We start from the raw sequence: 22,868 nt of genomic DNA on the forward strand, positions 1-22,868 counted from the left end.
TTTTTCTTAGCGTATAAATACAATTTTAGGTAATACTTTTATTTTAAGCAGAAGTTTACCTCCCAGAAAAAAAATGAGGTTTATCCAATCACCTCCAACTTAGCAAACCGTAACAATAACTTCTTGCTGCCTCCAGTTTCAAACCTAATTTCAGCTTTTGTATCAGCGCCTTGGCCTTCAATTTTTAAAACTTCACCCTTTCCAAATCTAATGTGTTTTACAATATTACCAACGGCTAATTTGCTATCGAACAAATTTGCAGCTCCATTGCTGGTTTTTGAAACAGGTTTTAAATTTTTAGGTGCAGACACTTGAAATTTTTCTGGCTCAGATTTTGGTGCTCCTTTTTTTCGTTCTAATGTTTTGGCAGGTTTAAACCGTATTCTGTTAGGCGATGCTTTTTGGTCTGGTTCTACATCACCAAAAATGTTGGCATCTAGCATTGGGTTATAGCGTCGTTCTTCAATTGGCGTAACAATATCCAAGTACTGTTCGTCTATTTCTTCAATAAAACGACTTGGTTCTGCATCAATAAGTTTACCCCAGCGGTATCGAGATAAGGCATAAGTTAAGTACGCTTGTTTTTCTGCTCTTGTTAGTGCCACGTAAAATAAGCGTCGCTCCTCCTCTAGTTCGCTTCGCGTATTCATGCTCATAGCACTTGGGAATAAATCTTCCTCTAAACCAACAATAAATACATAAGGAAACTCCAAACCTTTGGCTAAATGAATCGTCATAAGTGCTACATGGTCGGTATCACCTTTGTCGTTATCTAAATCTGTAGCTAGTGCCACATCTTCTAAAAACTCAGCTAAGGAGCCCGTAGCATCGGCTATTTCGCGCTGACCTTCAACAAAATCCTTCATACCATTAAGCAGTTCCTCAATGTTTTCCATTCTCGCTACACCTTCTGGCGTACCGTCTTTATTAAACTCCCTAATTAAGCCACTACTTTTTGTTACATGTTCTGCCAGTTCAAACACATCCGCAGTTTGGTTCATTACCTGGTAACTCTCAATAAGTGTTGCAAAATTTTCTAGTTTGTTTTTAGTGCCAGAATTAATTTTAATATCAATTTTATCTAAGTTTTTAATAACTTCAAAAATTGTGCGATCGTAACCATTTGCTGTAACAATTAGCTTATCTAAGGTAGTTTGCCCAATACCACGGGGCGGAAAATTAATAACGCGCTTTAGAGCTTCCTCATCGGCAGGATTAATAATTAAGCGCAAATAGGATAACACATCCTTTATTTCCTTGCGTTGGTAAAATGATAGTCCACCATAAATACGGTATTTAATATCGCGCTTTCTAAGGGCATCCTCTATGGCACGAGATTGTGCATTGGTTCGGTATAGTACTGCAAAATCGCTATTAGGCACATGCGCTTCCATTTTGGTTTCAAAAATCGTGCTGGCTACATAACGCCCCTCATCACCATCGGTTAACGAACGATTCACTTTTATTTTTGCGCCTTCTTCATTGGCTGTCCATACTATTTTTTCAAGCTTGGTTTGGTTTTTGTCTATTATAGAATTTGCGGCATTTACAATATTTTTTGTAGAACGGTAGTTTTGTTCTAATCGAAATACTTTAACATCATCATAATCTTTTTGAAAATTAAGAATATTGTTAATGTTTGCCCCTCTAAATGCATAAATACTTTGTGCATCATCGCCTACTACACATATATTTTGAAATTTATCAGACAGTGCCCTAACAATTAAATACTGCGAGTGGTTGGTATCTTGATACTCATCTACTAAAATATAACGAAAGCGGTTTTGGTACTTCATTAACACATCTGGAAAACGCGTTAAAAGTTCGTTGGTTTTTAATAACAAATCATCAAAATCCATCGCACCAGCTTTAAAACATCGGTCTACATAGGCTTTGTAAATCTCTCCCATTTTTGGGCGACGCGCCATGGCATCGGCTTCCTTTAATTCTGGATTTTGAAAATATGCACGAACGGTAATTAAACTATTCTTGTAAGAGGAAATTCTAGAGCGTACCTGTTTGTACTTATACACATCCTTATCTAGATTCATTTCTTTAATGATTGAGGCAATCAACCTATCAGAATCTTGGGTATCGTAGATGGTAAAATTACTAGGATACCCCAATTTATCGGCTTCAATACGTAAAATTTTAGCAAAAACCGAGTGAAACGTACCCATCCACAGGTTTTTTGCTTCACTTGCACCAACAATAGCAGCAATACGCTCTTTCATTTCGCGCGCTGCCTTATTGGTAAAGGTTAGCGATAAAATATTAAAGGGGTCTATACCCTTACTCATCATATACGCTATGCGGTAAGTGAGCACACGGGTTTTTCCAGAACCTGCGCCTGCAATTACAATCATTGGTCCATCTATTTGGATGGTAGGTTCTAACTGTGCGCTGTTTAACTGATTTAAATATTTTTCCAAAGTATCTTCTTTTTCAACGTGTGAAAATAACTAATGTTACCTTTATATAACATCAGAATTATCAATAATTATAAACAATCTATCTTCTTGTGTTGTAGGTATCGGTTTTTAAAACAATTATAAATTAATATATTGTTTACGGTTTCTTTTTTCCATTTCCTACAATGGCTCCCATTAAGGCTTGTTTTAAGTTTAACCAAATAAAGTTAAATATAGATTTTGTACGGTCTCTGTGTATGTGTTCTTTAGATCCGTAGCTAAAAGTTTTAGCATCATTATTACTATCTTTAGAAATAAAAATATTTAAAACTGTAGATAAAAGTTTGTTTTTTTCTTTGCCATTCTTTTTTAGGACTACAACATCAAAATCTTCATATTTCAATTTAGCATCAATTTGTGATGTAATTGCGTTTCCGCTAACGGTAAAATATAATTTTTCTACTTCACCTTCTAATTTTACATTCAGGTTTGGTGTCATAAACTGGTTTAAATCGTGCGCATGAAATTTTCCAATATCAGATTTGAATACAAACGCATCATTTTTATTGTTTACATTAAAATTCCACTGCACATGTAAAGGCGTATGTTTCATAAAAATTGCATTAATATCAATATGCGTTTTATCAATGTAGGTATTTCCCAGATTAGTTATGTTGGCATTTAAATTTGAAAAACGCAGTTCCCCGCCTTTTGTATTTGCTTTAACTTTTTCGGTATAGTTTATTGCAGAATTTTTTATTTGTAGCGTGTCTAGCGCCATATTGAAATTTAATTCCCGTAACATTTTACTATACAATGGTTTGTAAGACATATCGTCTGGAAGTAATTTGTCTCTAAAAATTTCGAAATTAGCTTGATATATAGTTGTAAGTGGACTATTGAAATAAAATAGCGAATCTTGCTTGAGTCCAAAATCTGGATATTTAAGAGCTATAGAATCTATATTTAAGTTATAATGATCCCTTTCTGTGGTGATATGATTGGATAAAGCGTTTTGAGATAGTGATGTGTTTAGCTTTACATCTGTAAGCTTTATCGTTTCTGGATTAATATTTATATGAGTTAAATTAAGATCTTCAAACGCGCTAATTTTAAAAAACACGTTGCTGCTATTAACACTATAATTTTTATAAGATATATGTGCTTTTGTAGTGTTTGGGGCAATAGAAACATCTTCTATTTTAAAATTAATTGCATTAGATTTTAAGGCCAACGTATTATTTTGTGCTTGGTAAACGTCTAATTTACCATCAACAATTTCTAAATATTGTATGGCCACCTTATGTTTAAAACTACTGTTAAACCTTTTATGATAAGTGTTGTTTTGTACCAAATTATTATGATAATACCTAATATTTGGCTGCTCGAAAATTACTTTATCTGCATAAATTTTATCATTAAAAACATAAGACCAATAACTTACCCCTTCAATATTCAAGCGTTTTAAGGTTATGCTTAAATTTACAGTATCCGTAGTTTTTCCATACACTCTAATGTGTGGCTCATTTACGTTTAGGCGTCCGGTGAAAGCATTTAAGCTAATGTCTTTATACTCTATTTTTATGGTTTCAGATAAGGATTTTAACTTAGTCTCCAACTTTCTTTTTAAACTATAATTAATGGTGAAACCAGCAATACAAACCAATACTAAGGCGCCTAAAAACCAAATTATATATTTTTTTGACTTTAAATTCATTATATAAATATAAACATTCAATATTTTTATATCCCAAATAATAAATATCTTTAATAGTTTAAATATTAACTGTTTTAATAATTGGTTAGATATTTTTAAATAAATAAAATGAATTCAATTGTAGAGTTTTTATCAAATATACCCTGGTGGCTATGGATTATCCTTGTGTTGTTAGTAATAGCCATTCGTGACATTTTTCAAAAGAAACACACCATAGTTCATAATTTTCCGCTGGTTGGCCATATAAGGTATATGTTAGAAAGTATTGGCCCAGAAATGCGCCAATATTTTGTAGCAAACAACAGGGAAGAATTGCCCTTTAACCGTATAGAACGTGGTTGGGTATATGCTTCTGCTAAAAAGGAAAACAACTACGAAGGCTTTGGCACCGATAGGGATATTTATGCCCATCAGCATATTTTTATAAATAATGCTATGATGCCTTTTAAACTAGAAGAAGGGCATCCGCATACCTTAGATAACACATTTTTACCATGCGCCAAGGTCATGGGGGCTTATAACAAACGCAAAAAACCTTACAGACCTGCTTCCGTAATTAATGTATCTGCAATGAGTTATGGTTCGTTATCGGCAAAGGCCATAGAGTCTTTAAACAAAGGCGTAGCAATAGCGAACGCTTACCACAACACTGGCGAAGGTGGTTTATCGCCTTATCATAGCAACGGTGGCGATGTAGTATTTCATTTTGGGACAGGTTATTTTGGTGTACGCTCTAAAGATGGTGGGTTTTCTATGGAAAAAATGGTGAAATTGGTTGAAGACAATCCGTTTATAAGAGCCATTGAAGTAAAATTATCACAAGGCGCAAAACCTGGAAAGGGCGGTGTGCTTCCTGGAAAAAAAATATCAAGGGAAATTGCTGATATACGAGGGGTTGAGGTTGGTAAGGATGTACTATCGCCTCCTACCCATAAAGCGTTTTCTAATGTACCAGAATTGGTAGATTTTATAGAAGCTATTGCTGAAAACACAGGTTTACCCGTGGGTATTAAAGCTGCCATTGGAAAATTGGAACAATGGGAAGAATTGGCTGATACCATGCTAAAAACCGGCAAAGGACCAGATTTTATAACTATTGATGGTGGCGAAGGTGGCACAGGTGCTGCACCACCAAGTTTTGCAGACCACGTGTCTTTACCTTGGGTTTATGGCTTCAGTGATGTTTACAAGCTATTTAAGTCTAAGGGATTGTGCGACCGTGTAGTGTTTATTGGTAGTGGCAAATTAGGTTTTCCTGCTAAAGCAGCCATGGCGTTTGCAATGGGAGTAGATTGTATAAATGTAGCCCGTGAAGCAATGATGAGTATTGGGTGTATACAAGCCCAAATTTGCCATACCAACCGCTGTCCTACCGGTATAGCAACACAAAACAAATGGTTACAAAATGGTATAGATCCTACACTAAAATCGGTACGTTTAGCACAATACTTTAAAACATTTAGAAAAGAATTAATTGAAATAACCCATGCCGCGGGTTACGAGCATCCGTGTCAGTTTAAAATGACTGATATAGAAATGAATGTAGATGACCATAATTTATCTAAAGAATTAGATAAAACATACATGTACAAAAAAGTAAACGTCCCTTTTGAAGGTATACAACATTTGAAAGAATGTGTATATTTGGGTGGTAAATGCTAAATGTCCTAACATTATTAACCAACACTTATGGATTCAAATAGAATTATAGACTTATTCTTATTTACGCTACCAGCATTAATTACTGGAATGATAGCGTACTACTTTTTTAAAACCCATACAGCCAATGAAGATGGTCGTCGTAGGTTTTTATTAAAAAAAGATTTGCAAACCACATCGCTTCCATTACGACTACAGGCATATGAACGTTTAACACTTTTTTTGGAACGCATATCGCCTAATAAACTACTGCTTAGAGTAAAGCCAACTTCTTCTAATAAAGATGATTACGAAGCTCTATTGATACAAAACATTCAACAGGAGATGGAACATAATTTAACCCAACAAATTTATGTAAGCGAAAAATGTTGGAGTGTGATTTCTACCGCAAAAAGTGCTACTGTACAGCTTATACGAAAAGCAAACCTATCGGAAAAAACAGATTCTGCCGATAAGCTTCGGGAAGTAATTTTAACTGAAATGATGGAACGCCATTCACCAAGCGATGCTGCTATTTCTATACTAAAGGAAGAAGTTAGGGAATTGTGGTAATATTATGTGTCGCCTAAACGTACCTCGTTAGAGCTTGCCTGTTCGCACCGCGCTTTTGCATACTGCCACCCTTGTTGCCACCAAGATGCCATAAGCTGCTTATTAAAAATTAGGGAGTTTTCGGTAAGTTTAGATGGTGTGTAATACAAATTAAGTTCTACGCCCCTGTTTTTTGCTGCTAGCTTACCAATAGTAATATCGTTGCGCTCTATTTGGTCAGACAGATGCCCGAATAAATTTATTAATAAAGAAAAAGGATTATTGCCCAAAACTTTACTGTATTCCATACTTTCAGATTCTAAAACTATAGCATCAACCTCTGTAGCACCTCGCAAAATAGCTTCCCTAATTGGAATTACACAACCTAGGCCACCATCGGCATACTCAAATTCATTTTTCTTAACCAAAGACATAAATGGTATATAGTTACAAGAAATCCAAATCCAATCACAAAACTCATCATAATCATAATCTTTAATAGATTTATACTCAACTCTATTTTTTGATAAATTAGAAACAGTAACTACAACATCATCTTTAGTGGTTTTTATTTTATCGTATTCGTCTTTTGAAAAATGTTTTCTAATATGTCGCCTAAGCGCTTTACTTTCGCCAAAGGTGCGTTTCATTCTTATAAATTGCCATATAGTATTTACAAAATCTATGGATACAAACTCCCTATCGCCTTTCTTTCTTATCGTGAATGGATTAACACTAAAAATATCGTTTTGTTTTACATTGGTAAATGCATGATAAATTTTGTTTATTTCTCCTGCAGCTAAATGAGGTACCAATAAACTTCCAGTAGATGTCCCTAAAAACATATCGTAATCGCGCCCCTCTACTTCCATTAAGTATTGGGCAACACCGCCAGCATAGGCGCCTTTACTTCCTCCTCCTGATATAACTAGGGCTTTCATAATATAAATACGGTATAAATATAACGAATAAGAGGTCATATTAAAATCCTCACAGAATAAATATTAGCCATATACCTAACACTAGGTATTTTGTAGATAAAAATCACATTATCACGAAATTTTCTGTACAAGCTAAAAAAGAATCTATATTTTAGGGATCGCTATTAACACTAACTTTTACTTATGCTGAAGAAATTGTTTCTTGTTGCATTATTTTCTTTTGTAATAATTGCATCGTTATTTGCACTAAACGGCATTCACCCAAGGGCTAATTATTTTGATAGGTTAGCGCTTATAATTTTGCCTCCTTCAGCTTCAATTTCAGGAACAACCGAAGTTTGCTTAAATAGTTCTCCAGACCCCGAAATAACCTTTACAGGTTCGGGGGGTGCCGCGCCTTATACGTTTACTTATACAATTAATGGAGGCGGGAATTTAACAGTATCCACGACAGGTTCAAATAATTCAGTAGACTTATCTGTAAACACTGGTACAGTTGGAACTTTTATATATCGATTGGTTTCTGTTGAAGATAATACTGGCGATACTGAATCTGCAACAGGAACAGCCACAATAACCGTTAACGAACTACCCACAGTAGATTTTAATTTTGATAATAATGCGGCATGTTCTGGAACCCCAGTAAACTTTTCACCTTCAGCAACTGGAAATAGTCCTTTTACATACAGTTGGAGTTTTGGTGATGGCGAAACGTCTACAAATGCTAATCCATCCCATGTTTTTGAAGCTATTGGATGTGGAAATCAAATTTTTAATGTAACACTTACTGTTACTGATGATAATGGTTGTACTGCATCTGTTACAAAACCCATAACTGTACAGCAAAAACCGTTATTAGATTTTAGGGATGTCGACAGTCCTTTCGATCCCTTCAATAATTGTGGCAACAACACAACAGATCCTTCGTATACCATTAATGTTGGCATAGATAATGTGTCTCCGTGTATTAGTTCGTACAATGTAGATTGGGGCGATGGGAGCCCTGTTGAAACAGGTGTTACCTTTCCAGCAACCCACACATATACACAACTTGGGTCATTCAACATGGAAATTACTGGCATAGGCACTAATTGTAACAATACAGTAACTTATTTAATTAAAAATTCTAGCAATCCTACAGGGGCTATTGTAAATCCTGGAAATACTGTGAATTTATGTACGCCTGTAGATCCTATTGAATTTGCTATTGGGTCTTGGGCTACAAATCCACCAGATACCAATTATCAAGTAGATTTTGGTGATGGCACTATTGAAAATTATACACAGGCACAATTGGAAGCATCATCTTTTTTTAATGCTACTGATCCTATAAATTCCCAAGATTTTCCAATTCCTCACACCTACACCGAAACCAGTTGTCCGTTAAGCTACACGGTTATTCTCTACATTTTTACATCTTGTGGGCAAACAAATTTAACTGCTGGTCCTATTATAATTTTAAGGAGACCTGAAGTGGCCTTTGAGGATCCACCAACAAGTTGTGTTAATACTCCCGTTTTATTTGAAAATACCTCGCTTGATGGCTATAGCAATAACTGTAGTATCAATGACGGATATTATTGGGATTTTGGAGATGGCAATACATCAACCGATAGAAATCCAACCCATACTTACACCACTACGGGAACATTCACAGTATCGCTTTATGCTGAAAATTCCTGTGGCGTTACCGATACGGTTACAAAAGATATTTGTATTGAAGCCGACTTAAACGCAGCTTTTACTTTAGATAGTAATAACGGATGTTCACCCTTAGAGGTACAAACTACAAATACCACAGATTTAAGTGAGAGTTGTGGTGGTGTTACGTATTTATGGGAAGTAGCCTATAGCTCTGGTTTTTGTAGTACAGGCGTAGCACAGTGGACTTTTACTAATGGAACAGATGAAACTAGTGCTAATCCATCATTCGAATTTATTAGTGCTGGAACTTATACCTTGTCCTTAACCACAACAAATACCTGCGGAAGCGATACGGTTTCAGAAACTATTGAAGTAAAACAACCTCCTACTGTTGCTATTGATGCTGTTGCTGATTTTTGTGGTACGGCTTCCATAAATCCCATAGCTACAGTTGATAACTGTGCGCCAGCTACTGAAACTGTAACTTACAATTGGAGTTTTCCAGGTGGAACACCGGCTACAGCAACAACATTAAACCCTGGAACTATAGTTTACAATACACCCGGCGTTTATCAAATAAGCTTTAGTGTAACATCAAGTTGTGGCACTACAACTGACACTGAAGATTTTGAGGTTTTTCAAATTCCAACACTAACAAATACAGATTTAACCCAAACAATTTGTTCTGGAACGGCTACGGCTGAAGTCGATCTCACATCAGATATTTCGGGAACAACCTTTACATGGTCTGCTAGTGCAGCTCCCGGTGTTACAGGTTTTGTTGCAAATGGCACTACTAGCACCATACCTGTTCAAACGATTTTTAATGCTAATACGACATCAGAAGATGTTACCTATACCATAACACCTTCTAATAGCAATTGCGATGGCGCACCTGTTAATTTAGTCATCACCGTTGATCCTGCACCAGAATTTACAAGTCAGCCACAAGATGAAACTATTTGTTTAAATGGTACTATTAATCAATTGTCTGTCTCTGTTAATGGCCCTGGAACCTCAAGCTATCAGTGGTATTCAAATACCGTAAATGATACAGCTACAGGAACTGCAATTGCTGGTGAAACAAACGCGACGTATACACCTCCAAACAATCCTGTTGGTGTAACGTATTATTATGTGATAGCGTCATTTACCTCTGGTGCTGGATGTGATGAGATTATATCCAACACAGCTCGAATTGAGGTTGTTGAGGGTATTCAAATTGACACCAATCCAATCCCAACTCAAAGCATATGTTTCGGTGGTAGTTTTGCAACAGATTTAGCCATAACGCATTCTGGCGGTACAGGAACTATTACCTATCAATGGTATTCAAATACTACAAATTCTAATACTGGAGGTACAGCAATACCGGGTGAAACAGGAATACGTTATACCTCTCCCATTTTTAATACCCCGGGAACGTTTTACTATTACGTTACCGTTACAGCAAATGGCAGTGGATGTGCCCCTGTTACGAGCGAAGTAGCCGAAATTAGTGTTGTAGACGATCCAATAATAACAACACAACCTATAATAAGTCAAGAATTGTGTCAAGGAACCACACCTCAAGATTTAGAAGTTCAAGTCACTGGTGGGTTGGGAACAAATTACACATTTCAATGGTACAGTAATACAGCCAATGCAAATACTGGTGGGACTATAATTGCAGGAGCAACTAACGCCACTTTCACACCTCCAACCACTGCGGTTGGCACCTTATATTACTATGCTGAAATTACACAACCTGACCCTGGATGTAGCGTTGTTAGTAATGTCTCAGAAGTTATCATAAACCAAGCACCTACAATTACCAGTCAGCCAATTTCTGAAACTATTTGTTTTGGGGAATCATTCAATACACTATCTGTGGCATTTGCAAACGGTGTTGGTACACCAACATTTCAGTGGTATTCAAATACTGTAAATGATACAACAACGGGCACACTCATTGCTGGTGAAACAGGGACTACATATACACCGCCTTCTGGAATAGTTGGTACTGTGTATTATTATGCAATCATTACATTTTCATCTGGTGGTTGTACAGAGATTACCTCAATAATTTCTGAACAAACGGTTAATGAGACACCAAATATTAGCGATAAAACAGATATTATTTGTAGTGGAACTACTTTTACCATAACACCAGATAGTACTGGAGGTGATACCGCACCAACGGGAACAACCTACACATGGACCAACCCCGTAATAAATCCTGTAGGGACTATTACTGGTGCTTCGCAAGAAACAACGCCACAAACATCCATAAGTCAAACACTAACTAATACTACAACAAATCCGTCAACAGTAACATACACAGTAACGCCTACTTTAGGGGCTTGTGTTGGATCTGATTTTCAAGTTGTAATTACTGTAAATCCTTCCATAAGTATCACATCCATTCAAACGAATAGTAATTGTTATTTAGATAATGGTGGTGCTTTAGATATCACAATATCTGGTGGTGTGCCGTTTTCAACAGGGAATCTGTATCAAATTAATTGGACAGGGCCAAATGGGTACACGAACACTTCAGAAGATATTTCAAACTTAGCACCAGGAGATTATACAGTGTCTATTTTAGATGATGGTGGTTGTCCGTTTTCTGAAACATTCACCATTACTGAGCCTGATGAATTGATATTCAGTACCATTGATTTTGATCCAGAAACAATTTCTTGTTTCCAAGAAGATGATGGTAGTATCGGTATTAACGTTTCTGGTGGTACTGCGCCTTACACTTATAGCTGGACAAGAAATGGTACGCCATATAGTACAGATGAAGATTTAACTAATGTACCACCAGGAACTTATGAAATAACTGTTACTGATGCCAATAATTGTAATCCAATCATTCAAAGTTTTTCGGTAATTGAGCCTCCAGAATTACAAGCTACTTTAAATACTAAAGTTGATGTTATTTGTTTTGGTGAAGCTACTGGAGAAATTAATGTCAATATCACAGGCGGCAGACCTTTTGAGACATCACCGGGAGTATTTGATTACACGTATAGTTGGACAGGGCCTAACGGCTTCACGAGTACAAATCGTAATTTGACGGGACTATTTGCCGGAACTTATAATGTAACGGTTACAGATCGCTCTAATTGTACAGATACATTGGAAGTGATAATAGACCAAACAGACGAGATTATAATTGATATAACTGCCACGGAAATTGAATGTTATAATGATAATGATGCATCCATAACCATTGATACTATTTCTGGCGGAAATGCGCCGTATACTGTAGCTTGGAGTAATTTAGGCTCTGGGCTTGTTCAAAATAATTTATCACCTGGTACTTATGTGATTACCGTAACTGATGCTACAGATTGTATTAAAGAAGCCACTGTGGTAATTGATGCACCTCCTGTGTTTAGAATTACTCCAGAAGTAACTAATGTATCGTGTTTCGGTGCTAACGATGCTAGTATTGTGCTTAATTTAGAAGGCGGTATTGATCCGATTGATTTGAATTGGGATGACGACCCAACCGCGGGTGTTGAACGAAACAACATTGGCCCAGGCACTTACACGGTTACAATTACCGATGGAAAACCTTGTGTAATTACCGAAACCTTTGTGATTACCGAACCTGCTGCGCTTAATATATCTGGCACTAAAACGGATGCTTTAGATTGTGATGATGCAAATAGTGGAAATATAAATGTTATTGTAACTGGCGGCACCTTGCCTCTAGCCTATTCATGGTCTAACGGGGCTACTACAGAAGATTTAAGTAATATTCCTCCAGGCGATTATACACTTACGGTCACTGATGCTAACAATTGTGAAATCTCAGATACTTTTACTATAAACAGATTTGATCCTCTAGAAGTTGCTGTGGAAACGGATACTAATTTTGATTGTGATGCTAAAACTGTCGATCAATCGTTTATAGCGCAACCTAGTGGTGGTGTGCCGCCTTATCAAATCTCATGGTCTAGCGGAACAGTTAGTGGCGTAAATAATGAAATTATGCAAACCGATGTTAATGGTTTGGTGGTTATTGATGTAACGGATAGTATAGGCTGCTCAATATCGTTTTCGTACAATGTTGCTATTCCAGAATTGGGAGACCCCAATTTCACTTTAACTTCAGAAGCTATTACAAATTTTGGGTTTTATTCTATTGAAGACCCTATTCAATTTACCAACACTTCAAGTGGTGATTATGTTGGTATGTCTTGGGATTTTGGTGATGGCAATTTTTCAAGTGAAGAAAGCCCCATTCACACTTATAAAACCGTTGGAACCTATATAGTCACACAAACTGTAGTATATCCTTTTGATTGTGTGTATACCAGAACATTAACATTAAATATTCAGAAAGGTTATAGCTTAATAGTCCCTAATGCATTTACACCTAATGATGATGCGCTTAACGACTACTTTTTACCATCGCAAATTGCGTTATCTAATATGAAATTTGAGATTTATGATACTTGGGGTAGCATGGTGTATGCTGAAGAAGGCGAGAGTCTTAGAGGATGGGATGGGAAAATCAAGGGCTCAAATGCAGAAAACGGAAATTATTATTATACGTTTTCTGGAGATACGTTTTATGGCGAAACCATTACCAGTAAAGGTGTGGTTGTTTTAATTAAATAAAGAAATGAAAGTAAGATTATATTATATTTTGATTATCACTTGCTTTTGTTTTAAAGCACAAGCGCAAGACCCCATTTTCAGTCAGTATTTTATGGTGCCAGAAACTTTGAATCCTGCATTTTCAGGGTTTGAGCAAGCTACTTATTTTGGAGTAATGCATCGTACACAATGGCCATATTTAGATTTACAGGTGGATACAAACTATGCCTTTTTTAATACATGGTTAGAAAATGCTAAGGATGGTATTGGTGTTGGTTTTAGTTTTTTAAATCAGCGTGAAAATAGCACGAGTTATAATCATTTTCAGTTTAATGGCAATTTTGCTTATATCGTTGGGTTGAATAACGACTGGTATTTTAGGCCAGCCATAGAAGTTGGTTACGGCATGAAATCGTTCAACTTTAGAAATTTAGTCTTATCCGATCAAATCAATATAAATGCAGGAACTGTTAATGCAACATCAGCAGATCCTTTTGCATCTAATGCCAATAATAATATAGGGTTTATAGATTTTACCGCAGGTTTTGTTTTTGATAAAAAAAATAGAGCGAATGGTACCGATTTGTGGTTAGGTGCGGCAATTAAACATTTAAACCAACCCAATATTTCATTTTTTGATGATGGTAATGTGCCTCTAGATATTTTTTACACCATACATGCCAATTATAAATTTCCCTATTACGATTATAACGATATGATACTTTCGGCAAATTATATGCAGCAAGGTGCTTATAATAGATTTGATTTAGCTGCAACCGCAAAGTTAAGTAAGCTATTTTTGGGTGCTATGGCAGTTACTAACCCTGCTAAGAACAGTGGAAACAGTCATTTACTAACTTCAGTAAATGCGCTTGTTGGCTTAGAGTTTGAGCGTTTAAGGTTCGGATTTTCGTATGACTTCAACACCTCTAATATTGGAAGAACTGATGGCATTTACGAATTGTCCATCACCTATTTAGCCGATTGTTTGGTGTGTAGAAGCCCAACAAATAATGAACGTAGAAAGTAAACATGTCATTCAGAGGGAGGCAACGACCGAAGCATCTATATTTTCTTATACGAAACTAGATTCTTCGCTTTGATCTGAATGACAAAGACTTTTTAAGTTACTTCTTGCCAAAAAGCGATTTTGCAAATTGTTTAAAACGCCAATTATGATGCGTTGTCGCTTGCTTTAGATTGTCTTTACAACTGTTATTACAGGCTTGTATTTGATCTAAATACTGAAATGCATTCTGCCGCACTTCAAAACCATATTGTGCACTTGTATAACCCGTTAGCTCTTTGAAGTACTTTGATTTATTATCGGGCTCATAATCTTCAGTAATCAATGCTAAAGTCAACCAAAGAATACGCACGTTCTTATCATTAAAGCCGATAATAGTTTTAGTTTGATTGAGATACTTCGCTCTATCCTCAGGGAAATTCCGCCATAAATTAAATAATGCAATCTCAATGGTTATATAGGATTTATCGTTTAAAAGTGATTCGTAATCCGTTTTTAATTCCGAAGGAATGTCCGTTAAGGTTTGGGCTATTGCTTGTCGGGTTTTAATATCCTTAGTAAAAAACGTTGATTTTGAAATATGTTCTTCACTTAATTGTTCGACGATTTTTGCATTTCTAAACGAATCGTTAGAATCTAATAAAAACACTTTGCAAATTTGTTCGTGGCCTTCACAATTGATGGGATAATATGATCTTGAAGCAGTAGAATCTATTTTAATGCCATTTTTAGTTTTAACGATAGCTTTATGAGCAAAAAATCGTTTTTTTAAATCGTTATAATGTAATTCTGATGAGACCAACCATTTATTAACAAATCCGCTTAAATCTTCACTACTCGCCTTTTCAATTTCTGTGATAAAATCATCAGTATTTACATTTTTAAATTGATGCTTTTTTAGATACTTTTTCACGCCTTTTTTAAATGCGGTATCTCCTATTCTTTCTCGCAACATATGCAATACCCAACAGCCTTTTTTATAAAAGGTAGTACTACTTGATTTTGGGTCTAACAAATACGTACTCTGTCCTGCTTCATCTTGTGCTTTTAATTCTTGAGCATATTCGTAGAGTCTCCAATAGTAATAATCCTCTCCAAAAATGTCTTTTTCTGCCAGTAATGCATAATACGTAGCAAACCCTTCTTGTAGCCAATGGTGTGTGCCAGACGTTGCGGTTACCAAATCTCCAAACCATTGGTGTGCTAATTCGTGGGCATTAATATTTACAAAATTTTTATCTACAAATGCAATAGAATCCACCACAAAAGCATCAGAATAAATATTGAGACTAGTATTCTCCATTCCAGCATACAGAAAGTCTTTTACAGGCACCATCTTGTAGTTTTGCCATGGATAGGGCACACCAATTTCTTCCTCCAAAAAATCAAACATTTGTTTGGTATAACGATATGTAGGCTCAAATTTGAGGGAATCCTCAGGATAATAATACATTTCTAAAGGCACTCCACTTTTGGAGTATTCTACTTTTTTATCGTATTTACCTATAGCTAGGGCTACTAAGTAACTCGACATTGGTTTATTCATATTATAGTACCACCGGTTATATCCTTTACTTTTCTCAACTCTTGTGAGCTTACCATTACTAATAACTTTATACTTATTGTCAACGATAATACTTAAATCGAATTCAATTTTTTCGTTCATATCATCAAAGGATGGCAGCCAATTGCTAGTGTACTTACCTTGACCTTGAGTCCATACTTGATGACTTTCTTCTTTTTCCAAAAAGTAAAATGCTTTATTTGGTTTGACCTTATATTTAAAAGATAATATATTGTTTTTTGATGGCTTCAAATTTGCACCGCCAATTTTACCTACAAATTTTGGCATATTAGGTAAATCAAGAAGATATTCTGCATCATTGAGTCTTAAATAATCAAATTTTGCATTAGGAGCATCAATTTTTATGGAGTCTGTTTCTTTTAAAACATCAAAACTGTATTCTATGTCTCCTAGAATCTCTTTATTCTCTAAGTCAATATAGAGTGTTGCCTTGGCAGTTTTAAAATCCAAGTAATCCGTTTGTTGCGCAACTAAAAAGTTCACACAAAAAAATATGAAAAGAAAGGTTCGTTTCATACGGATAAAGCTATCAAAGATTGCTCCAAAAACAAAATTGGATTTTTAAAAAACAAACAGTAATTATAGAAACCAAATGAACAAGAAAACAAACGTGTCATTCTGAACTTGTTTCAGAATCTTAAAGTTAGTAAGCATCAATTTAGAACCTGAAACAAGTTCAGGTTGACAAAAAGTGATATTTAGATATTATGTTAAAAACTATGAAACTCAATCAAATTAGCTTCATAATACTGATTGCCTAATTTAGTCAATAAGTTTCTAATAATATTACTATCGCCGCTAACAGCAAGTGCAGAATACCCAACTTCGTTTAGCTTTCCTAATCGCAAATCTTTGATATTAATGTTTTTGGAAGCTAGAGCAGACAACAGAATTAGTAATACGCCTGGTGCATTGTGATGTTTCGTTAAAATAACTTTTTCGCTTAAAGCCAAATTTAACTTAACGCCATCCATTTCTAATAAATAAACACCTTTGCTATAGTAATTTGGTAATATGGCATTCTCTTTATAGGTGAGGTCTTTAAAAAGCCCAACATCAGTCCCTTTCAGGAATTCCATGGCTGTAGATACATTTCCGTTAGAATCATCGATTGATAAAAACGCGGAGGCGGTACCATCATTATTCGATTTTAAGCGTGCCGTTTCTACATTAATCCCTTCGGATGCCAAGGTATTAAACAAAGATGAAATTACTCCCGGTTCATCTAAATGCTCAGAAAACAAACCATTTACAATGCGTTGTGTGTTCTTTGGAATTTCGTTGGTAACCGTGATGGATTTTCCAAACTTCCTGATTCTTATAGCATTATAATTGCCCATACTAGTGGCACTTCTGTAAAGATCTACAAATTCTGAAAATGAACCTCCAAAAGAAAAGTCTGGGATAATGCGCCGTTGTTCATCATCTAAACGTTGGTTGAGCAATTCAATACCTTTATTTAAAATGGTATATTTTACCTTTAGCTCATGGTCGTTATAAATAGTACGATTTTCAGGAATGAGCTTAGAATAACTCACATAACTCTCATACCCCGCCTTTTGTATGTACTCTAAACTTTCTTTATAATTAAGTCCGTAGTATTTTACATGATGCGTATCTGTACCCACACAAACCGGTATTTGTAGTTCGTTGGCATACCTTAAAATACTTTGGGTAGGGTACACACCAACGCCTTTAAACTTACCGGCCATATTAACATCTAACGATAAATTCCTATCAGCAATTAATTCTAAAAGTGTACGGAATTTATTTGCCAGAGGATGCGCGCTAGTTTCAAAATTAATTAAAGCCTCGGGCATATCTACATTCAGTTTTGGCAGGTCTATATGGCCAATAATCTGAATCATATCACCAAAACTTTCAATCATTTGAATCATTTCATTGAAATAGCCATCCCAATAATTTTCCAAACTGCCCCTAATTTTCAGTAATTCTTGTGCTTCTTCTTTAGAGCCATCATAAGGCAAACCTTCTGGCGCAAAATGTACGGAACCAATCACATAATCGGCATCCTCAGCCTGAAAAATCTTAGAACGACTCCATTGCAACCCTAAACCTGGTCCCATCCATTCTAACTCGACACCATATTTTATGTTTATTTGTCCTTCGTATTTTTTTCTAAGATTCGCTATACGTTTTGGGTAATTTAAATAAGAGCGATTGCCACGAATAAATTTTACATTAGTTTCGCGTTCGGCGATATAGCGAAAGTTGGTTAACCTCGGCGAATGTATAATAAAGGTTATACTTGGGTTACCGGCTTCAATAGCCTTATCAATAATATCCTCTAACTTATCTATACCATGCTTTACATGGTCTTGTTCCGTACCTGCATGTATACCATGTGTTTCCCAAATAAACTCGTTAAGTTTTCTCATCAATTGTTTGCATTTAGCATTTAAAGAAGTCCAAATTTAACTATTGCATTATAATAAATACCCAAAATGTAATGCTTTTAAATATTTTTTAAAAAGAAGCTGATTCGGTTTTTAAAAATATTCAAAAACCAATCTAATTCTAAGAATATATTAAGCCTTTAATTTTATGGATTTCCTTAAATTCGCTTTATGTCTGTTAATTTACAAACTCCCATAGATTATTTAAAAGGCGTTGGCCCTAATCGTGCCGATTTGCTACGAAAGGAGCTTAACATTCATACCTATCAGGATTTGCTTAATCTATTCCCAAATCGGTATATAGACAGAACCCGATTTTATAAAATTAACGAACTGCAAAACAATAGTGCCGAAGTACAAATTATTGGTAAAATAACAGGATTTAAAGAAGTAGCGCAAAAACGAGGAAAACGATTGGTGGCAATGTTTCAAGACGATACAGGCAGCATGGAACTGGTTTGGTTTCGTGGGCAAAAATGGATTCGTGAGCGTTTAAAATTAAATACACCTTATGTAATTTTTGGAAAAACTAATTGGTTTGGTGGTAAATTTAATATGCCACATCCTGATATAGAAACTATAGACGAGCATAAAAGAGGATTAAGCTCAGGCATTCAGCCACTTTATCCTTCTACAGAAAAATTAAGCAATAAAGGCATTAACAATCGAGTGTTAAGCAAAATTGTACAACAATTATTTTTAGAATCTAAAGGTAGGTTTGTAGAAACCTTATCACCAAATATCCTTTCGGAATTAAAATTGATTTCTAAAAGTGACGCCTTATTAAACATACACTTTCCCAAAAGCCAGGAATTATTGGCTAAGGCACAATACCGCTTAAAGTTTGAAGAACTGTTTTATATTCAATTACAATTAATTTTAAAAAACCTTATTCATAAATCGAAAATTAAAGGGTTTGAGTTTGAACAAGTAGGACGTTATTTTAACACGTTTTTCAACAACTATTTGCCTTTTGAGCTCACTGGAGCACAAAAACGGGTTTTAAAGGAAATTAGAGCCGATTTAGGAAGTAATGCCCAAATGAACCGATTGCTGCAAGGTGATGTTGGTTCAGGTAAAACTATTGTGGCGTTTATGTCTATGCTCATGGCACTTGATAACGGATTCCAAGCCTGCTTAATGGCGCCTACAGAAATTTTATCTATCCAGCATTTTAACGGATTACTAGAATGGTGTAACCATTTGAATATAAACATAAAACTACTTACGGGTTCAACTAAAACTTCAGAAAGAAAAATAATTCATGAGGCCTTAGAAAATGGAGAATTACAAATTCTCGTAGGAACACATGCTTTACTTGAAGATAAGGTGAAATTTAAAAATTTAGGATTAGCCATTATTGACGAACAGCACCGATTTGGTGTAAAACAAAGAAGTAAACTTTGGAAAAAAAATACCTTACCACCCAACATTATGGTGATGACAGCTACACCAATTCCTAGAACGTTAGCAATGTCGGTTTACGGCGATTTGGATATTTCGGTGATTGATGAATTGCCACCAGGGCGAAAATCTATTAAAACCGTACATCGCTATGATTCTAATCGATTAAATGTATTTAGATTTATTAGAGATGAAATAGCTAAAGGCAGGCAAATATATATTGTATATCCGTTGATTCAAGAAAGTGAAGCTTTAGACTATAAAGATTTAATGGATGGTTATGCCAGTATAGAACGTGATTTTCCAAAGCCAGAATACCAAATCTCCATTGTTCATGGTAAAATGAAACCTGCCGATAAAGACTATGAAATGCAACGTTTTATAAAAGGTGAAACCCAAATTATGGTAGCTACTACAGTAATTGAAGTTGGTGTAAATGTACCTAACGCTTCGGTTATGATTATTGAAAGCGCAGAACGTTTTGGTTTGTCGCAGTTGCACCAATTACGAGGTCGTGTAGGCCGCGGTGCAGAACAAAGTTATTGCATATTGATGACCAGCCATAAATTAAGTAACGACAGTAAAACCCGTTTAGAAACCATGGTGCGTACTAATGATGGTTTTGAAGTAGCCGATGTAGATTTAAAATTACGCGGTCCAGGAGATATTATGGGCACACAACAAAGTGGTGTTCTCAATTTAAGAATAGCTGACATTGTTAAAGATAAAGCTATTTTACAACAGGCTCGATTTTACGCTAAAAAAGTTTTACATGCTGATCCTTCGCTTGGGAATGCTGAGAATGAAACGATTTTAAATACTTACAGAGCTATGAGCAAGTATAAAAATATTTGGAATTATATTAGTTAGAATAACCACTTTAAAGTTTTTAAGATTTATCTACTTGACTTTATCAGAAAAAAAATTGAACTTCGTTTAACGTTGGATGTATGTCATTGAAACGATGTATATCCGGAAAAGTTAAGTGCAATTTGCGAAAAACTAGATTACTTTCTAATAAACCTTGTGAAAAACTCTTTTTGAGAAGCTAATATTTTAATGAAATAATGACCAGATTTCAAATTTGAGACGTCAATTTTAATATGCTCGTTATTTGATGACACTTTTTTCACTTCCTGTCCCAAAATATCAAATATAATAATCGATTCAACATGAATTTGTCTTTTCATCTTAAGATTTAAAAAATCATTGGTTGGGTTAGGGTATTGAATAAAATAATCAGAAAATTCAAAACTAGGAACATCTAATAAACAACATTGGAATGTATGTTCTAAATTAAAAACATTATCGTTAGGTGTAATTTCAGTTAAATCAGAACTTATATTTCCGATAAAATTTAAAACGTCACCATTATTAATAGTTGGAACATTAAAATCTAATATAAATTCAATTGACCTCGTTTCAAAAGGTTTAAGATCTATAAATTCCCAAATTAACTCATTAGTATTTTGCTCTGATACCATTGGATTAGCCGAACTAAAATCAATTACATTATCGTCAAAATCTAAATTTACGAATCCTGACTGCGTCATAGTTCCTTGGTTACTGTAATTAATTCTATAAGTAGCTGTATAGTCATAATCAGAATCAATCGTTTCAATAGAAATTTTTAAATCAGGATATGATCCAGCTGGAGTAATACAAAAATCTTGAATGTAAGGACTGCTCATATCTTGAAATGCAACCGAAGTTGTTGTTGGAGAAATATTAAAATAAGTCGCATTTGGAACTGTAGGAGTTATGGAATAATTTCCAGCTTGGACATTGAAATGATAATATCCATTGGAATTTGAATACAAATCTCCTGAATTAGTACCATCAAGAACTGTCAACATCAAGTCCTTATAATCTATGTCAACTGAAGAGCAACCATCATTATTTTCATCATATTTCACGTTCCCTGACAACGTATAAAAAACTTCACCTTGATTGAAAGAACATAATGAGTTTGCATAACAGTTAGTATAACCATATTGTGCAATTTGATCTTCAACCTCAATAAGTTGAGCTCCATCAACACATACATATTGCAAAGAACTGTTATCAGAAAAATCAATGAATTCAACAGAATCATTTTTAATATTCAGTGTCGTTAGATTATTTGATGAACATTGGATTTGTAATAAATTTGATGAATCACTAGCATCTAAACTAGTTAATAGATTATTTTCACAATTTAGATGTACTAGTTCAAAGTTATCACTGAGTATCAAAGAAGATAATTGATTATTATCACTATTAATAACCGTAATATTTGTCAATCCAGAAAAGTCTAGTGAAACCAATTGATTATTGTAACACTGTATTGATTCTAGGTTCACTAAATCAGAAACATCAAGACTAATCAAAGAATTGTCATTAATTTTTAAAAACTTCAAATTAACTAGAGAAGACAAATCAACTGTCACCAAATTATTATTATGGACATATAAATAATCGACATTTGTAAAATACTCAATTCCTGTCAAGTCAGAAATACTGGCATAACCCAATTGCAATGAATAAGTCCAATTTAATGCTTCAGAAACTTCAATTTCATTATTATTGTTGGCATCAAGAAAGGCAATTCCACCGAAATTTTGTTCAAGTAGTTTAGATTTTAAATTAGTATCAGGAAAATTTATAACTTGTGAATAAGAATATGAACAGAAAAGAAAGCACAAAAGATTGAATAAAAATTTCTTCATAATAGTAGTTTGGAAAGATTAATTAAAGATAAATAAAAAACTGCACATAACAACGTGTATAGCTCATTGCAGCTGAATTCCTAATCGGAATTCATTGCAATTTGCTATCTTTCGGTTACGGCGGAAAATCATAGCTGATTTTCCGCAACAAACCATATACAAACATGTTAAACGAACCTCTCCTAAAAGTATAAAACCTTTGTTTTTAACCATCAGTTAGTAAGTACA

The 22,868-nt window shown here is 34.9% G+C and carries 11 protein-coding genes; 5 read left to right on the plus strand and 6 right to left on the minus strand.

Going from position 1 to position 22,868, the window contains the following annotated elements; translation table 11 throughout:
- Positions 1-80: 80 nt before the first annotated feature.
- Together CLV33_RS11520 and CLV33_RS11525 are read right to left on the minus strand one after the other, a co-directional pair.
- Positions 81-2,432, minus strand: coding sequence for an ATP-dependent helicase (locus tag CLV33_RS11520; protein WP_105474038.1), 2,352 nt, complete (start codon positions 2,430-2,432; stop codon positions 81-83).
- Between the two features lie 136 nt (positions 2,433-2,568).
- Positions 2,569-4,128, minus strand: coding sequence for a hypothetical protein (locus CLV33_RS11525; protein WP_105474039.1), 1,560 nt, complete (start codon positions 4,126-4,128; stop codon positions 2,569-2,571).
- 108 nt (positions 4,129-4,236) lie between these two features.
- Between CLV33_RS11525 and CLV33_RS11530 the strand changes: the two genes are divergently transcribed.
- Positions 4,237-5,790 (plus strand): FMN-binding glutamate synthase family protein, encoded by a 1,554-nt coding sequence (locus CLV33_RS11530; RefSeq protein WP_045372257.1) that lies wholly within the window; start codon positions 4,237-4,239, stop codon positions 5,788-5,790.
- Between the two features lie 27 nt (positions 5,791-5,817).
- Positions 5,818-6,339 (plus strand): DUF7935 family protein, encoded by a 522-nt coding sequence (locus CLV33_RS11535; protein WP_105474040.1) that lies wholly within the window; start codon positions 5,818-5,820, stop codon positions 6,337-6,339.
- Between the two features lie 2 nt (positions 6,340-6,341).
- On the opposite strand, the gene CLV33_RS11540 is transcribed toward CLV33_RS11535, so the two are convergent.
- Complete coding sequence (locus tag CLV33_RS11540; protein WP_042244590.1) at positions 6,342-7,259, minus strand: patatin-like phospholipase family protein; 918 nt, start codon at positions 7,257-7,259, stop codon at positions 6,342-6,344.
- Between the two features lie 183 nt (positions 7,260-7,442).
- Between CLV33_RS11540 and CLV33_RS11545 the strand changes: the two genes are divergently transcribed.
- Both CLV33_RS11545 and CLV33_RS11550 read left to right on the plus strand, forming a co-directional pair.
- Positions 7,443-13,520, plus strand: coding sequence for a PKD domain-containing protein (locus tag CLV33_RS11545; RefSeq protein ID WP_105474041.1), 6,078 nt, complete (start codon positions 7,443-7,445; stop codon positions 13,518-13,520).
- 4 nt (positions 13,521-13,524) lie between these two features.
- The gene (locus tag CLV33_RS11550) at positions 13,525-14,529 is read left to right on the plus strand and encodes a PorP/SprF family type IX secretion system membrane protein (RefSeq protein ID WP_105474042.1); all 1,005 of its coding nucleotides are present in this window, start codon (positions 13,525-13,527) and stop codon (positions 14,527-14,529) included.
- A gap of 97 nt (positions 14,530-14,626) precedes the next feature.
- Here the strand turns inward: CLV33_RS11550 and CLV33_RS11555 are convergent, their stop codons facing one another.
- A complete protein-coding gene (locus tag CLV33_RS11555) occupies positions 14,627-16,561 on the minus strand; it encodes a M1 family metallopeptidase (protein WP_244906427.1) in 1,935 nt (644 codons plus the stop codon).
- Between the two features lie 260 nt (positions 16,562-16,821).
- Positions 16,822-18,510 (minus strand): histidinol-phosphatase HisJ family protein, encoded by a 1,689-nt coding sequence (locus tag CLV33_RS11560; protein WP_105474044.1) that lies wholly within the window; start codon positions 18,508-18,510, stop codon positions 16,822-16,824.
- 189 nt (positions 18,511-18,699) lie between these two features.
- Between CLV33_RS11560 and recG the strand changes: the two genes are divergently transcribed.
- Complete coding sequence (gene recG / locus CLV33_RS11565) at positions 18,700-20,802, plus strand: ATP-dependent DNA helicase RecG (RefSeq protein ID WP_105474045.1); 2,103 nt, start codon at positions 18,700-18,702, stop codon at positions 20,800-20,802.
- Between the two features lie 137 nt (positions 20,803-20,939).
- On the opposite strand, the gene CLV33_RS11570 is transcribed toward recG, so the two are convergent.
- Positions 20,940-22,640 carry a T9SS type A sorting domain-containing protein gene (locus CLV33_RS11570; RefSeq protein ID WP_105474046.1) on the minus strand — a complete coding sequence of 567 codons (1,701 nt, stop codon included), beginning with the start codon at positions 22,638-22,640 and terminating at the stop codon, positions 20,940-20,942.
- Between the last annotated feature and the right edge of the window lie 228 nt (positions 22,641-22,868).

It is taken from the genome of Jejuia pallidilutea (assembly GCF_002973595.1).
GTDB lineage: Bacteria > Bacteroidota > Bacteroidia > Flavobacteriales > Flavobacteriaceae > Jejuia > Jejuia pallidilutea.